Raw genomic sequence first — 15,282 nt, forward strand, 5'->3', positions numbered from 1 at the left:
ATTCGCTAGCCTTTTTTTATCGGGCAGCAATAAAAAAAATAAAAATGACAAACCTGTATAAAATTACTATTTCTGTTTTAATAGCCTTATTTCTCGGCTTTATAGTATTTCCTGTTCAAGGGAAAGGGAAATACGTTCCTTTCAAAATTAAATCGATGTACCATAAAGATTGGATTGATCTTAACAAAAACGGAAAGATGGATCCATACGAGAACCCTGCATTGGACATCGAGCTGCGGATCACGGATTTATTGAATCGCATGACCCTGGAAGAAAAGACCTGCCAGTTGGCTACACTATATGGCTATCCCAGAGTACTGAAAGACACACTACCAACACCTGAATGGAAAAACGAAGTCTGGAAGGACGGGATTGGTAATATCGATGAACACTGTAACGGGAACAAGTCGGATCAATGTTCCTGGCCGGTTTCTTATCATGTAAAAACAATCAACGAAGTGCAACGCTGGTTTGTTGAAGATACCCGGCTCGGCATCCCCGTAGACTTTACCAACGAGGGTATTTACGGAGCTTGTGTTACCGGTGCAACATTATTTCCTGCGCAATGCGGGGTTGGAGCAAGTTGGGACAAAGACCTGGTTTCGCAGATCGGGAATATCACTGCCATTCAGACCAAAGCTGATGGTTATACAAACGTATATTCACCAATCCTGGATGTTGCCCGTGATCCACGCTGGGGACGAATAGTAGAAAGTTATGGGGAAGATCCTTACCTGGTGTCTCAGTTGGGATTACAGGAGGTGAAAGCTATCCAGAAAAACCGTGTGGTATCAACCGTCAAACACTTTGCCGCATACAGCATTCCTATTGGAGGAAGGGATGGAATGACCCGCACCGATCCGCAAATCAGTTTCAGGGAGATGCATACTTTGTTGTTGCCACCGTTTAGAACAGCTTTTGAAGTAGGACATGCTTTGGGTACGATGAGTTCATACAATGATTATGATGGTGTGCCGGTTACAGGATCGCCGTATTTCTTAACAGAACTGCTGCGCAAAGATTATGGTTTTAAAGGCTATGTGGTATCCGATAGCAATGCCCTGATATATATTTGGTCGAAACACCGTGTGGCTCCCGATTACAAGGATGCAGTGCGTCAGGCAGTTCAGGCCGGAATGAATGTTCGGACGACTTTCAATGATCCGTCAGTTTTTATAAAACCTTTGCGTGAATTGGTCGGGGAAGGTTCCTTATCAATGGAAACGCTGGACGCCCGCGTAAGTGATGTTCTGCGCGTAAAATACTGGACAGGGATTTTTGACCGGCCTTATATTAACGATCCTGAAGCTTCTCAAAAAACGTTTTTAAATCCCGATTTTGAAAAAGTTTCCAAACGGGCATCTTACGAAGCCATGACCTTATTAAAAAATGAAAATCATTTCCTTCCACTTCAAAGAGAAAAAATAAAAAATATCCTGATTGCCGGTCCGAATGCCATGGATACCACGCTGTCTGTATCCCGTTATGGTCCTAAACAAATCAGCTACAAATCGGTGGTCAGCGCTTTCCGTGATAAACTGGGAAGTGATATCAATGTAATGTATGCCAAAGGTTGTGATATTGTCGATAAAAGCTGGCCGGAGAGCGAGATCATCCCTTCAGAACCTTCAACTGATGAATGGAAAGAAATTAATGACGCGGTTGAGAAGGCAAAAAAAGCAGACGTGGCCATCCTGGTTATGGGGGAAAACAATGATATTGTCGGCGAATCCAAATCGAGAACAAGCCTTGATCTGACTGGTTATCAGCAACTGTTGATTGATAAAATTCAGGAAACCGGAACGCCGGTCGTTCTGGTGTTAATGAACGGTCGCCCGCTGACCATTAACAAAGCAGACAAAACCTGCCAGGCCATAATTGAAGCATGGTTCCCGGGTAAATACGGTAGCGAGGCCATTGCTGACATTGTATTCGGCGACTACAACCCGGGCGGAAAATTGAATTTTACGTTCCCAAAATCAGTCGGGCAAATACCAATGTGTTTTCCTTACAAACCTAATACACATTCCTCTGCCAAAACAACCGTTAACGGTGTTCTTTACCCTTTTGGCTATGGTCTGAGCTTTACTTCGTTTGCTTTTTCAAACCTTAAAATTAACCCGATGAAACAAAAAGCTGAGGGAAATATTGAAGTTTCTGTAGATGTAAAGAATACCGGAGAAATGGAAGGCGATGAGGTGGTTCAGTTATACATCAAAGATGAAGTGAGTTCGGTGGTCCGTTTTGTAAAAGAACTGCGTGGTTTTGAACGGATACATTTGCAAGCTGGTGAAACCAAAACAGTCCATTTTACTTTAACTCCAAAAGATTTGCAAATGCTTGACCGCAACATGAAATGGGGTGTGGAACCGGGCTGGTTCAAGATAATGATTGGAAGTTCGTCGGAGGATATCCGGCAGGAAGGTCGTTTCGAGATCACCAGTCAAAAGGCTTTTAATAAATCGTATACAAATGATAAGTAAAAATTGATGAGTTTTTGTGATTATCATTTGATCCTGACATGCTTTGTTGATTAATTAGCCCCATGCTGAAGCCTTATTAAAAACTACACTTTTAGAATAATGAAGAATTTCCTGACTAAATCAATGCTAATTCTTGCTCTTGCTTCAATAATTAGTTGTTCGCCAACAACTGGGAAGAAAAAGGAGAAGCAACCTTTCAATGTGCTTTTTATTGCCGTTGATGATATGAACAATGACCTTGGATGTTTTGGGAATTCCCAGGTTCAATCACCGAATATCGACCGGCTGGCGAACCGGGGAATCGCTTTTAGTCATGCGTATTGTCAGTTCCCGCTATGCAGCCCAAGTCGTTCTTCGATTTTAACCGGATTGCGCCCTGATTCCACAAAGGTGTTTGACTTGCAATATCATTTCAGGCAGGGGCTTCCCAACGTCGTTACCCTTCCTCAAATGTTCATGAATAATGGATATTATGTGGCTCGTGTCGGGAAAATGTTTCATTACGGTAATCCGGGTGATATCGGTACAAACGGGCTGGATGATAAAGTTTCATGGACGGAAAGGTTTAACCCTGCAGGAAGGGATAAAACGGCGCTCGAACTTGACGTGATCGACTATACTCCCAAAAGAGGTCTGGGCTCGTCAATGGCTTATTATTCTGACGAAGAGGGAACAGACATTCAACATACCGACGGTAAGGTGGCAGATAATGCGATTGAGTTACTTAAAAAACACGGTGACAAGCCTTTCTTTATAGCTGCCGGATTTTATAAGCCGCATTGTCCGTGGATAACACCCTCGAAATATTTTGACGAGTACAACATTAACCAAATAAAACTTCCAGAAATCAGCCCGAAGACACGAGACAGTTATCCCCCGCTGGCGCTTGCCTCCACCAAACCGTGGCCCTATTTTGGGATTACCGCCGATCATGCCAGGGAATGCAAGTTGGCCTATTTCGCTGCAATTTCTTTTGTCGATGCACAAATCGGGCGTTTGCTTAATGCGGTCGATTCGCTGGGCCTTGACAAAAATACGATCATTGTTTTCTGGAGCGACCATGGTTATCATCTCGGAGAACATGGTCTTTGGTTTAAACGAAGTTTGTTTGAAGAATCTGCTAAATGCCCGCTGATCATTTCGGTGCCTGGCGCTGAAAATCGAGGTCAGCAATGTAGCAGAATTGTCGAACTTGTGGATATTTATCCCACATTAGCTGACCTGACCGGACTGACGCCCCCCAAGGAGCTGCAGGGATTTAGTATTTCTACACTTCTAAAAGATCCTGATGCAACATGGGAACGTCCGGCATTCACCCAGGTTCAGCGCGGGAAAAGACTGGGGCACAGTATCCGGACAGACCGGTTCAGGTATAATGAATGGGGGGACAAGGGAAAAGACGGGAAAGAATTATACGATGAAATAAACGATCCGGGTGAGTTAAATAATCTGGCCGATGATCCCGAGTATGCAGAACAGATACAGAAATTACAGTCTTTGTTGTATAAAGATCATCCAAGACAGGTAACCGGTGGTGTTGCAGCCCCTGATACAAGGGATAAATATTGCAACTGACATGAATTCTTTTATATAAGAGCAAATTATTCTAATTATATGATAAAACATTTCAAAACAATATTACAGTATTGCATGATGTCCGGATTTATTCTAGCTGGAATAACATTGAATGCACAAACAGAAGACAAGGACGTTGTACAGACCGAACACGGTATGATTGGCAATACCAATGCAAAATCATCGGCTTATGCACATACACAAGACCCCGGTGCGCAGTGGTTCCCCGATGCAACACTGGGCTTGTTTATTCACTGGGGAATTTCTTCGGTAAAAGACCTCGGGATTTCGTGGCCTATGATTCCCGGAAGAGCTTTGGCAAAAGTAACACTCGACTCTGCAGAGATTAAAAGGATCGTTGCAGAAAGAGACTATAATCTGTCTGGTGAGCCGCCGGCCATTACTCCCAACGATTACTGGGCAATGGCGAAGGAATTCAACCCGGTTGATTATGACCCTGATAAATGGATAAAAGCAGCCAAAGAAGCTGGTTTTACATACGCTGTGTTAACAACAAAACATCACGAAGGGTTTGCCATGTGGCCGAGTAAGTACGGTAATTTCAGCACTATAAATTACATGGGGGGAAGAGACCTTATTAAACCATTTATCGATGCCTGCCGGAAATACGGGCTGAAGGTTGGTTTGTATTATTCTCCACCCGACTGGTATTTCAACCGTGATTACATGAATTTTCTTTACTACCGTGCCCCCTGGAAAAATCCGGGACTACCCAGTCTCGATGCCAATCTGAACCCCCGGAAAGATAAAAAAACACAGGAAGAAATTGAACGACACCAACAGGAATATGCTCAATTTGTAAAAGGCCAGATTCACGAGATTCTGACCCGATGGGGAAAAATCGACCTGCTGTGGTTCGATGGTTCGGCAAAGGTGCCCAATGGAAATAATTTAGTAACTCAGGAGGAAATACGGAAAATTCAGCCGGGCATTGTCATAAATCCCAGGATGCACAAGAAAGGTGATTTTAAAACCTTCGAGCGCACTCCACCGGAAAAAGACCCCGGAAATATATGGGCCGAGTTTTGCGATCCCTGGACAGGTGACTGGACCAGAAGCACCAACATACCTTTTCGCTCGAATGCTTTTGTGCTGGGCGAATTGGTTTCGGCACGGGCGTGGAAAGTAAATTTTCTATTGGGCGTTGGCCCGAATTTCAAAGGAGAATTCTCGAAAGGAGTGTATGATAACATGAAGGTGCTCAAAAAATGGATGAAAGCCAATGATGCTTCGCTTAAAGAAGCAGGGCAGTTACCTGCTAACGAAGAAGCTTCGGTGCCGGCAACAGCATGCGAAAACCTGCGGTATCTGTTTACCATTCCACGCTTCAGGGATGGTGGCAAGTTCGAGGAAGACAGGCTTCCTGCCCAAAATACTACTCTGACACTAAAAACAACCCGAAATCCGAAATCAGTTACCATCCTGGAGTCAGGCAAAAAATTGTCTTACCGGCAAACCGGGAATACCATTACCGTTTTGCTGCCAGCTCAACTTCGCACCAATCTGGTTGATGTGGTTAAAATTGAACTGGAATAGATGATTGATATTTCGCAGTGATTTTTGAAATAGTCAGAATAATCCTTATGAACGTTTCCCGGCATCCTTTGAACAAAAAAGATATTTCACTATGAAATGATTCCGTTATTTTCGGATTGTAATTGGATTGCTAATTACGAATAAAATAATTTATATGAAACGAGCATGTAAAATAATTACATCCAAAAGGATAATTAAAACAAGTGCGGGTTCCATACGATACCTATAAATAAACAACTTTAATCGTATGAAATACCTTTTGTTTGGGGCAAACAGCACAAAGAACATTGAAAAAACATTTAATTTAAATCACATGAAAAAATCGTACAATTTTATCATCATTTTACTATTGGTTTTATTTTCAGCAAATTCTTTCGCACAAATTGCCGAGGATGCAGAAGCCAGTTCTGGTAACAGGAATAAACCTGAAAAGCTGGAGTGGCTGAAAGATGCCGGGTTCGGGATGTTTATTCATTTTGGCATGGACAGCCAGTTGGGAGTTGTAATCAGCCATTCCCTGGTCGGGGCTTCCGACGATTACAAAAATCGTTTTTTCAATGAATTGCCCAAAACGTTTAATCCTTCGGAATTTGACGCGTACAAAATTGCCACCCTTGCCAAACTGGCCGGGATGAAATACATTGTGTTCACAACCAAACACCATTCGGGATTTTGCATGTGGAATACAAAAACCACTGATTTCAATATAATGAATACCCCATACGGGAAGGACCTGCTCAAAGAATATGTAGAAGGGGTAAGAAAAGCTGGTTTAAAAGTCGGTCTTTATTATTCGCCCGAGGATTTTCTTTTTATGGAAAAACATGGGATGGAAATCAGAAGAAAAAAACAGGTATTTACGGATGAACAAAAAGCAGCTTTTGACGATTATGTAACCCGCCAGTGCACAGAGTTGATGACCAACTACGGACCGATTGACGTGATGTTTATCGACGGAAAGCCGAAAGATGTAGCCAAAAAAGTATTTTGGGACTTACAACCCGACTTGTTAATTACCCGTGGAGCTATATCAACGCCGGAACAGAAATTAAGTTCTGTAGCTTCCGATAAACCCTGGGAGTCGTGTGTAACACTGGGCACACAATGGCAATACAAACCTTACGACGATGAATTGAAAACGCCGGGACAGGTGATTAAAATGCTGATTGAAGTAAGGTCAAAAGGAGGTTCGTTATTAATGAACCTTGGTCCCCGCCCGGACGGCTCGATGAGTATTACCGAAGAAGATTACCTGCGTAATATTGCCGCCTGGTACTTTGTAAACCACGAAGCGGTAGACAGCGTTCGTCCATGGATTGTTACCAACGAAGACAACATCTGGTTCTCGAAAAAGAAAGATAAAAATACGGTGTATGCCTACATTACCGATATGCCCAACTGGAAAAGAGGTTCTCGTAAAAGTTTTGTAATCGGTTCGGTGGAAGCAACCCGGGATACAAAAATATCAGTGTTGGGACATAATGGCAGGGTATCGGAATATCAACCCGATAACGATCCTACTCCACGTTTTGAACAAACAGAGAACGGATTGAAAATTTCAGTTGAAAGGGCGCAGCGTATGTACAACAATGCCAAATGGCCGAACCCGATCGTGGTTAAACTCGAAAATGTAAAACCATCATGTGTGCCTCCGGTGGTGAAAACGGTTGATGTGAAAGAGGTGAACGGAGAGATGATCGTTACCGGTAAACTGGTTGACAATGGAGGTTCAAATAACCTGATGGCAGGTGTAGAATACAAAGAAGATGCAGGATTTGTCGAAGATCTTTATCATACCGAATGGGGCAGGACTGATTTTATCCCGGTCAATAAGGAAGGTAATTTCGAAATTAAAGTTCCAGGCCTGGCTAAAGGAGCAAGTTATCAGTTTAAAGCCATTGTGAAACACCCGAAACTGGTGGTGAAAGGCGAAATGATATCAAGTTATTATAAGTAATATTAGCGTGAATTATGAAGAAAATAGAAATTTTAACAGTTGTATTATTTCTCGTTTTGATAGGAGCCGGAAATAGTTTTTCGTCCAATCCTAAAGTCGAAAAGTCAGAAAAATCAAAACACAATAAGAAATGTTATGTAGTATTAATGGGGGGGCAATCGAATATGCTAGGGCATGGTAAACTGAGTGAGCTGGTCGGCCCTGTGAAATATGATAACATAAAATATATAAATTTCGGGTATTCACATTCTCTGAGAAAAGCACCAAAATCTTTTGGCCCTGAAAAAGGACTTACCAAAGTATTGGCAGAACATTACCCGAAAAAGGATTTCATTATTTACAAATATGCGATAGGTGGTGCATCTATGTACGACTGGGCTCCTGACTATGATCCTGAAAAAGCAAAAATTACCGGGAATCCGCAATTTGGGAGTGTGTACAAAAAATTTAAATCCATATTCAACGACAGTATTGCTAGTAAAAACAATATCGAAGTAGTCGCTTTTCTCTGGATGCAGGGAGAGTCAGACTCAAAATATGAACAGACGTCTAATGAATACTTCGATAATTTCAAAAAGCTGATCGAAAGAGTCAGAAAAGATTTTGATCAACCTGATTTACCGGTGCTTTTTGCCAAAGTAAATCCGCAACAGCCGAAGTTTAAATATTTGGAGAAAGTAAATGCTGCACAAAAACAAATTGCGCAGGAAGTTCCAAATGCCTGGTTAATCGAGACCAATGGATTGAGCAAAGGGAATGACAATGTTCATTATAACACCGAGGGACAATTGGAGTTGGGAAAAAGGTTTGGTGAGCAATTCGTGAAAGTCGTTCATTTCGGCGAAAAAGATAAATAGTGTCTGCAGAAAACTGTACCATTTAAAATCAAACTAATGAAGCAAAACTATATTAACCTGTTATTCATACTGGCTCTTGTAATGGGCTGTACTTCGGTACAAAAGGAGCAACAGACCAAACTGATCGACACATGTGGCAAACAGTTGAAATTTTTAGTTTCAGGGGCAGATCAGTTGAGCGAGAATCATCCAAACCTGACCTCTCCCAGGACCGTAGCGAAATCCGGTGATCCCAAATTAGTAGCCAGCAGTGATTGGACCAGTGGATTTTTCCCCGGAGAATTATGGTATATGTACCAGTTAACCGGTGACTCATACTGGTTGTCAAAAGCGAAAGAATATACCGGTCTTTTGGAACAGGAGCAATTTAACGGGCACGACCACGATATTGGTTTTCGGATGTATTGCAGTTATGGCAACGGTTACAGGATTACCAACGACAGCACATACCGGAATGTATTAATCCAGTCGGCCAGAACACTGTGTTCACGTTTTAACGAGAAAGTCGGATGTATAAAATCGTGGGATAATAAAAAGTGGACCTATCCGGTCATTATCGATAATATGATGAACCTGGAACTGTTATTCCGGGCTGCCAAAGAAACCGGCGATACACTTTTTAGCCATGTTGCCATCCGGCATGCACAAACAACCCTGAAGAATCATTTCCGAAAAGATTACAGTAGTTATCATGTGGTTGACTACGATACCCTTTCAGGGAGAGTGCTGGGAAAAGTAACCCACCAGGGCTTTGCAAATGAATCGGCCTGGGCAAGGGGGCAGGCATGGGGATTGTATGGTTACACCATGGCTTACCGCGAAACAGGCATGACTGAGTTTTTGAGCCAGGCACAGGGAATTGCGTCATTTATTATGAACCATCCGCACATGCCGGAAGATTTGGTTCCGTACTGGGATTTTAATGATCCCGGAATACCGGATGCACCGAGAGACGCTTCTGCCGCGGCTATTATAGCCAGCGCACTTTACGAGTTATCGGGATATGTGCCGGATGGTAAGCAATTCACAACTTTTGCAGATCGGATTATGAAATCCCTGTCTTCCAAATCGTATCTGGCAGAAACTAAAACAAACGGCGGATTTCTGTTACTGCATTCAACAGGCAATAACCCTAAAAATTCGGAAGTGGATGTACCTTTGGTGTATGCCGATTATTATTTTCTGGAAGCGCTTCTAAGAAAAAATAAACTGGAAGAAAAATAAAAGAGATTTTCCGTTTATAGCTAGATTGAAAATAGATAATAAAATGAATGCGCCTTTAATCTGTTTAGAGGCGTATTTATATATACGAACCTTCGTTTATCCAATCAGGTTAGCTGTTTTTGACAGGTAAAATATGAATATATAAAGAGTAAAGTTATGCTAATAGCTCCATCCCCTAAGAAGTTAGAACTTCTAAGGGGCTTAATATATCAGGCGATTGGAAATCGCCTGTCTCTGATTGCCGGAGTAAGCGGAAACCGATCAGGGATTTTCGCTTTTTTCGATATAAATATAATAAGCCGGATAAATATGATTTTCAGCGTCATAAAGTCTTGCTTCCAAATCATATTTGCCTTTCTGCATGTAAACCGTAAAGGTTTCTTCTTTATCACCGGGGTTTATTTTCTTTGTTAATCCTTCGTGGTCGCCTACATACAACACCGCTTTTTGCATATTTACATTTTTGCTTGGAGGCATCGGGTAATTCACTTCGAGAGTGGGTTTTATGCCTGGAAATATCTCGTTAAATGCCAGCCCGCTTTCCCGGGGGTAACGGCATAAACTGATTTTATAAGTTCCGGCGGTAGCAAATTCAATTTTAAAAACCCCTGATCCCGGAGCCGCCTCGAGGGCAGCATACTGATGCCATATACGACCCCAAAAACCGGTATGCATATCGTGTGCGCTTATCCTTGTCGGATTTTCATATGGCGTTCCCACTTGTATATATGTATATTTTTCGTTCACACCTTCATCTACAATCGACTGCCACCACTTCTCGTAACTCATGCGAAATAGTTTTACTTTGTCAGGGTATTGGGCAGACAGGTTGTCGGTTTGCTTCGGATCTGTTTGGATGTTATAAAGTTCTTTTCCATCTACCAGTCGCCAGGTATCATCCATAACCGAAGATTTTCGCCATTCAACCAGGTTTTGTTCACGTTGCGAATCGGTAATAATACTTCGCTCTGGCCAATAGTCGCTTTTGCCTTCCAGTAAAGGTTTCAAACTTGTACCGTCGAGGGATTTTAGCGGAACAAATTTAAGACCGCACAAGTCGATGAGCGTAGGAAAAACATCGATATGAGCTGTCAGCTGGTTAATATCCCGGCCACCTTCAATCGAAGCTCCGGGCCACCGGATAAAAAACGGTACCCTGTGACCGCCTTCATATTCGCTGCCTTTTTTGCCGCGCATATTTCCATCGTAACCGTAAGCTTTCCCGTTTTGATAATGAATGCCGGTGGCTGTACCGTTATCAGTCATAAAAATTACAATGGTATTGTCTTTCAGGTTCAGCTTTTCAAGTTCATAATCCAATCGTTGAAAATTATCATCGATGTTGCTTATCATCCCGTAGAATCGCTTCTGGTTGTCGGTAATCGAATCTTCGTTTTTGTAGATGTTATAATATTTTTCAGGAACAAAAAGCGGCCCGTGGGGAGCATTAGTAGCGAGATATACAAAAAAGGGCGCTTCTTTATGGTTTTCAATAAAATTGATGGCATTCTCAAAGAATACATCGGTGCAATATCCTTTGTATTTCTCGGGTACACTGTTGTGCCAGTAGGTGTCGTCGAAATAATCGTTTCCCCAGTAATCGGGTCCTTGTGTAATTCCGCCACCTCCTAAGCGTACTACTTCCTGGAACCCACGGTCTTCGGGCCGGAATGGGTAATTGTCTCCAAGATGCCACTTGCCAAACATGGCTGTTTTGTATCCGTTTTGGGCAAAAACCTGTGCAATAACAGTTTCGTCTTTAAACAACTGCGAACGTCCGACAATGGTGTGAAAACAGTTTAACCGGTCGGTATAACGGCCTGTCATCAGTGCAGAACGAGTGGGGGCACATGTTGGGGAAACATGATAATTTGTAAACCGTACCGACTGCTTGTAAAAATTATCGATACCGGGTGTTTTAATATGGGGATTTCCTAAACAGCCTAAATCTCCGTATCCCTGGTCGTCGGTCAGGACAATAATTACGTTGGGTTGTTGTGCGGCTGCAGGAATAGCAGATACCATGCTAAAAAAAGACAAAAGAATCATTGAGCATACGTGTGTCAAACGTATTATAGATTGTTTATTTTTCATGTGTTTATATTGTTTATTTACTCTTGAAGCAATTAAATCTTTTCAGATAGCACATTGTGACGTTTTGCCCCTTGCTACCTTGCCTCCCGGCTGTCAAATTGTTCATGTCCTGTGGACATTTTATCCCAATTCGGGATTAAACAAACTGGTTTTGACGAATCTTAGATTTAATTTCCCGTTGGCTATTCGATAACTGCAAGCAATACCTGCTAAACAGGTAAAAAGCGTAGTAAATATAAGATTTAGAGTCTTAAAATTCATCCATTTATTCGCCTTTTTCATTACTCCCGTATTGAATTTTTTTAACCTGGGCAGTGGGTAGCTAACCTGAATTGAACAAAGAACATTTTGGGGCTTTCTTCGAACGAAAAATACAATCTCAGCCGAAGACTGTGATATAGTTTGGACTCTTAAAATCAAACGCTGTGAAAATAAAAAATCAGCTGTCCTATTGCCTTTATTTCAATTCGTTTTACTTTACAATTGAAAGCCCGGTAGGAATATAAAATTCTGTTTATTTACATAAATGACCGGGTGCCACAGGACGCATTCTTGAAATAGAAAGACGATATTTTAATCAAAATAATTAACACCGTGGAACATTTCAATTCTGTACGAACAGTTTTGTTATTGGGAATAACATTAATAATAGGGGGAATATTGCCGGCACAGGCTGTGTCGAAAGCAGGCAGCCACCCGAATATTCTAATCATTCTGACCGACCAGCAAACGGCAAAAGAGATGAGTTGTGCAGGAAATTCCGGTTTGAAAACACCTGCTATGGATTCTTTAGCGACTCATGGAATTCGTTTTACACGGGCTTATTGTGCCCAGCCTTTATGTGTGCCTTCCCGTTCATCGATGTTTACCGGTAGAATGCCTCATGAGGTAAAGGCAATGTATAATTTAAAGACAATCCCGGATTACTGGTCGGAAGATTTGCCCATGATGGGAAAAATGATGAAAAAGGTCGGGTACCGGACAGGATATGTGGGGAAATGGCATCTCCCGGTTTCGAGCAAAGAAAAGAATGTTCACGGATTTGATTACATGGTTGAAAAGGTTTATAACGATTATGCCGATGCTTCCATTCCTTACGATTGTTATGAGTTTTTAAAAAAACCGGGAAAGCAGCCTTTTCTTCTTGTGGCCTCGTTTACCAACCCACACGATATTTGCGAATGGGCAAGAGGTGATCAGTTGAGGCAGGATTACCTGGCAACGCCTCCGGCTCCTGAAGACTGCCCACAGTTGCCTGCGAATTTTGAGATTCCTGAGAATGAACCGGATATTTTAAGAAAAGTTCAAAGTGAATCATGGAAGGCATATCCAACCGGAGACTGGGGGCCAGACCGATGGAGGCAATACCGATGGGCATATGACAGGCTTACCGAAACGGTTGATTCCTATATCACGCGGATAATTGCAAGCTTGCGCAAGTTCCATAAGCTGGAAAATACAGTTATCATTTTTGCCAGCGATCATGGCGATGGCGATGCCAGCCATCGGTGGAACCAAAAACAGATCTTGTATGAAGAAGTGGTGAATGTCCCTTTCATTGTTTCGTGGTTTGGAAAATATAAAAACGAAACCGACAGCATCCACCTGGTCTCGACCGGCCAGGACCTGATCCCTACCATACTCGATTACGCCGGCGCCGAAGAACAGGTGGCACAGTCCGGATTAAAAGGCAGGAGTGTGCTTCAGTTAATAAATGACAAAAAAGCTGACTGGCGCGATTACCTGGTTGTTGAAACCTTATTTGCTTCCGGAGTTCAATCATCGGGCGTGGCCGGACGAGCTGTGGTTACTGCAGATGACAAATATATTCTGTACAATAGAGGTAAGAAGAAGGAACAATATTTTAACCTGAAAAATGATCCGGGGGAAATGAATGATCTTTCGGGAAAGAAAGACTGTTCAAAAAGAATAGCAGAACTACGAGATATTCTACAGAATTGGTGCAGGGAATACCAGGATGACTTTGATGGCGGATGGGAATAAAATTTTGACAAAAAATAAATTTAAGATGATATGAAAAAAATATTTCTTTTTCTAATGCTCCTTGTTTTTACTGCAGGAGCCGGCTTTTCGCAGGGAAACGCGAATGTTAAAAAACTTTCTGATAAAGAGCGCCTGAAATGGTGGCACGAGGCCAAATTCGGGATGTTCATTCACTGGGGTGTTTATTCCATGTGGGCCGGTAATTATCACGGGCATGAACAGGCGAAAGGTGGTGCCGAATGGATTATGAACCGGTGTAAAATCCCGGTTGCAGAATACCAGGAACGGGCCAAAGATTTCAATCCGGTGAATTATGATCCGGATGCCTGGGTGAAAATGGCCAAAGATGCCGGGATGAAATACATTGTGATTACTGCCAAGCATCACGACGGATTTGCTTTGTTTGACAGCAAGGCTAGCAAATGGAATGTAGTCGATGCCACAAAATGGGGGAAAGATCTGCTGAAATCCTTGGTTGCAGCCTGCAAAAAATACGACGTCCGTCTGGGATTTTACTATTCGCAGGCACAGGACTGGAACAACCCGGGTGGGGCAGTTGCCCGCAGACCAATGAAAGATGGTTGGGATAACCCCAATGCGGTAACCATCGATGCTTATACCAAAGAACATAAGGGGCACTGGGACCCGGCCCAGGAGACAGCTACGTTCGAAGAATACATCGATCGTGTAGCTGTTCCGCAGGTGCATGAGTTGTTGTCGAATTACGGCCCCGTTTCTGTACTGTGGTGGGATACCCCGACAAATATGACGAAAGAAGCAGCCACAAAACTACAGGCACAACTGGCACTTCAACCCAATATTATTACGAACGACCGTTTAAAAAAGCCAGATTTTCCCGGCGACACAAAAACACCGGAACAGCGGATTCCGGACCAGGATGATTTGAAGGGCCAAAACTGGGAAACCTGTATGACCATGAACCACACCTGGGGATACCGGACATCCGACCACGACTGGAAATCGACTGAAACATTGATCCGCAACCTGGTTGATATCGTATCGAAAGGTGGCAATTACCTGTTGAATATTGGCCCGAAACCGGACGGTACATTCCCGGAGGCCAGCATTGAACGATTGAAAGAAATTGGAGACTGGATGGAAGTGAATGGGGAAGCGATTTATGGAACACAAGCCAGTCCGTTTGGATTGTTGCCATGGGGTCGCTGCACGAAAAAAGAAGAAAAAGGCAAAACAATTCTGTATCTTTCGGTATTTGACTGGCCTGAAAACGGACAACTGGCATTACCGGATATGAAGAATAAAGTGGTATCTGTTACATTATTGGCAAACGGGAAAAAATTAAAGGCGAAAACTACCAAAGATGGAGTTAGCATTAGTTTGCCAAAGGAAGCGCCTGATAAAATCGCCAGCGTGATTAAGCTCACGGTGAAAGGAAGTGTTACAAAATAACTTTTTACTGATCATTTAAAAATCGGAGAAATTAGGATAGAAATCAGTTCCTGATAAAAAGAGACACTGTTTCACAAAGTGGTTCTGAACCGTCGACACG

General features: G+C 42.6%; 9 protein-coding genes. 8 read left to right on the forward strand and 1 reads right to left on the reverse strand.

Translation table 11 applies throughout. The features are described 5' to 3' along the window. Positions 1–44: 44 nt before the first annotated feature. The 6 genes from WFY05_RS00200 (at position 45) to WFY05_RS00225 (ending at position 9,653) form a co-directional block, all read left to right on the forward strand. Positions 45–2,483, forward strand: a complete 2,439-nt coding sequence (locus WFY05_RS00200; RefSeq protein ID WP_340110676.1) for a glycoside hydrolase family 3 N-terminal domain-containing protein — start codon at positions 45–47, stop codon at positions 2,481–2,483. 99 nt (positions 2,484–2,582) lie between these two features. Beyond that, on the forward strand, positions 2,583–4,058 hold the full coding sequence (locus WFY05_RS00205) for a sulfatase (protein ID WP_340110677.1): 1,476 nt from the start codon (positions 2,583–2,585) through the stop codon (positions 4,056–4,058). A 39-nt stretch (positions 4,059–4,097) separates the two neighbouring features. Next, a complete protein-coding gene (locus tag WFY05_RS00210; protein WP_340110678.1) occupies positions 4,098–5,615 on the forward strand; it encodes an alpha-L-fucosidase in 1,518 nt (505 codons plus the stop codon). 313 nt (positions 5,616–5,928) lie between these two features. Next, the gene (locus WFY05_RS00215; protein WP_340110679.1) at positions 5,929–7,572 is read left to right on the forward strand and encodes an alpha-L-fucosidase; all 1,644 of its coding nucleotides are present in this window, start codon (positions 5,929–5,931) and stop codon (positions 7,570–7,572) included. A 14-nt stretch (positions 7,573–7,586) separates the two neighbouring features. Next, complete coding sequence (locus WFY05_RS00220; protein ID WP_340110680.1) at positions 7,587–8,429, forward strand: sialate O-acetylesterase; 843 nt, start codon at positions 7,587–7,589, stop codon at positions 8,427–8,429. Between the two features lie 36 nt (positions 8,430–8,465). Continuing rightward, positions 8,466–9,653, forward strand: coding sequence for a glycoside hydrolase family 88 protein (locus tag WFY05_RS00225; protein ID WP_340110681.1), 1,188 nt, complete (start codon positions 8,466–8,468; stop codon positions 9,651–9,653). Positions 9,654–9,914: 261 nt separating this feature from the next. Here WFY05_RS00225 and WFY05_RS00230 read toward each other — a convergent pair whose 3' ends face one another. Beyond that, positions 9,915–11,747: an arylsulfatase gene (locus WFY05_RS00230; protein ID WP_340110682.1), complete on the reverse strand. Its 1,833-nt coding sequence runs from the start codon at positions 11,745–11,747 to the stop codon at positions 9,915–9,917. 594 nt (positions 11,748–12,341) lie between these two features. Between WFY05_RS00230 and WFY05_RS00235 the strand changes: the two genes are divergently transcribed. Beyond that, the gene (locus WFY05_RS00235; protein ID WP_340110683.1) at positions 12,342–13,751 is read left to right on the forward strand and encodes a sulfatase family protein; all 1,410 of its coding nucleotides are present in this window, start codon (positions 12,342–12,344) and stop codon (positions 13,749–13,751) included. Between the two features lie 30 nt (positions 13,752–13,781). Next, on the forward strand, positions 13,782–15,182 hold the full coding sequence (locus WFY05_RS00240; protein ID WP_340110684.1) for an alpha-L-fucosidase: 1,401 nt from the start codon (positions 13,782–13,784) through the stop codon (positions 15,180–15,182). Positions 15,183–15,282: the final 100 nt, after the last annotated feature.

Source organism: Maribellus mangrovi (genome assembly GCF_037646455.1).
In the GTDB taxonomy this organism is placed as follows: domain Bacteria; phylum Bacteroidota; class Bacteroidia; order Bacteroidales; family Prolixibacteraceae; genus Draconibacterium; species Draconibacterium mangrovi_A.